Source organism: Cobetia sp. (genome assembly GCF_983723665.1).
Genome location: NZ_CFDJES010000010.1, coordinates 3,795 through 5,609, shown reverse-complemented (window position 1 = coordinate 5,609; position 1,815 = coordinate 3,795). Strand labels below are relative to the sequence as shown.

At 64.4% G+C, this 1,815-nt stretch carries 2 protein-coding genes; one reads left to right on the top strand and one right to left on the bottom strand.

The window, feature by feature from the left end; all coding sequences use genetic code 11:
• Positions 1-211: 211 nt before the first annotated feature.
• A complete protein-coding gene (locus tag AC4FAH_RS02240) occupies positions 212-1,258 on the top strand; it encodes a TRAP transporter substrate-binding protein (RefSeq protein ID WP_225348088.1) in 1,047 nt (348 codons plus the stop codon).
• A gap of 100 nt (positions 1,259-1,358) precedes the next feature.
• Here the strand turns inward: AC4FAH_RS02240 and dtd are convergent, their stop codons facing one another.
• Positions 1,359-1,808: a D-aminoacyl-tRNA deacylase gene (dtd, locus tag AC4FAH_RS02235; protein ID WP_043333323.1), complete on the bottom strand. Its 450-nt coding sequence runs from the start codon at positions 1,806-1,808 to the stop codon at positions 1,359-1,361.
• Positions 1,809-1,815 lie beyond the last annotated feature (7 nt).

The following is a 1,815-nucleotide window of genomic DNA, read 5'->3' as shown; positions in this document are numbered from 1 at the left end:
GACAGAGCAGCAACTGAATTGGCGGGGCCTGCCCCGCCAGCTGATGGGAGAGCCGCCAGTCGGCTCATGCAGATGCATCATATCCGGGGGCCGTTCGCGGCCCACCTCTTGCCCAGCGCCAGTTCATGACCGGTGCACAACAACAATCGGGCACTTCAAGGAGCATGCCATGCAACTCAACAAACTCGCCTTCGGCATCGCCGTCGGCACCATGACCGCCATGGGCACCCTGCCGGCCGTCGCCAACGCCGCCGATACCTTCACCTGGAAGATGGTCACCTCGTGGCCGAAGAACTTCCCGGGGGTAGGCCAGGGGCCGGAACGCCTCGCACGTCTGGTCGATGAGATGTCCGACGGCCGTCTCAAGATCAAGGTCTATGGAGCAGGCCAGCTGGTCCCGGGCTTCGAGGTCCTCGACTCCGTGTCTTCGGGTACCGCGCAGATCGGTCACTCGGCTTCCTACTACTGGAAAGGCAAGGCGCCGGAAGCCCAGTTCTTCGCCGCCGTGCCCTTCGGCATGACCGCGCAGGAAATGAACGCCTGGCTGCATTACGGCGGCGGTCTGGAGCTGTGGAACGAGGTCTACGACAAGTTCGGCGTCGAAGTCATGGCGGGCGGCGCCTCGGGCGTGCAGATGGGCGGCTGGTTCAACAAGGAGATCAACTCGGTCGCCGACCTCGATGGTCTGAAGATGCGTATGCCGGGCCTGGGTGGCGATGTCATGCAGCAGATGGGCGTGGCGACGGTCAGCATGCCCGGCGGCGAGATCTTCACCTCGCTGCAGTCCGGGGCCATCGATGCCACCGAGTGGATCGGCCCGTACAACGACCTGGCCTTCGGCCTCTATCAGGCCGCCAAGTATTACTACTATCCGGGCTGGCACGAGCCGACCGTCACCTTCGAGGCCATCGTCAATGACGACGCCATGGCCGAGCTGCCCAAGGACCTGCAGGCCATCCTGCGTTCCGCGGTACGTGACGTGAACCAGGACATGCTCGACGAGTACACCGCGCGCAACAACGACGCCCTCGAGACACTGCTCAACGAGCACAAGGTCGAGCTGCGCCGCTACCCGCAGGACGTGCTCGACAAGGCACGCGAGCTGTCCGGCGAAGTGGTCAAGAAACTCGGCGACTCCAACGATCTGGCCGGTCGCATCTACGAGTCCTACACCACCTTCGAAGGCAAGGTCGAGAAGTGGCATGAGGTCTCTGAGCAGGCCTACCTGAACGCACGCAATCCGGAAGGCGTGCAGTAAGACTGCGTTACCTGCGCCGCGCTCCCGCGAGACGGCGCAGTCTTGTCATCCAATGCTTGCAGCCGCCCCCCTCGGGGGCGGCTTTTTTGGGTCTGCGCGATCAGCTCTCGAGCAGGAAGGTCACCGGCCCGTCATTGAGCAGCGAGACCTGCATGTTGGCGCCGAAGCGTCCGGTCTCGATTCCCACCCCGAGTTCTCGCCCGCGCTCACGCGCCTTGTCGACCAGATAGGTGAACAGCCGCTCGCCCTCCGCCGGTGGCGCCGCCGAGGAGAAGCTGGGGCGCATGCCGCTGCCGGTGTCCGCCGCCAGCGTGAACTGCGAGACCAGCAGCAGATTGCCGCCCGCCTGCTGGACGTTGAGGTTCATCTTGTCGTTCTCGTCAGCGAAGACCCGGTAATGCAGCAGCTTGTGCAGCAGCTTGTCGGCACGCGCCTCATCATCGCCCTTTTCGACGCCCACCAGTACCAGCAGACCGCCCCCGATGGCGCCGACGCTCTCGTCCTCGACCACGACTTCCGCCCGTGTGACGCGCTGGATCAATGCTCGCATGCCGCTT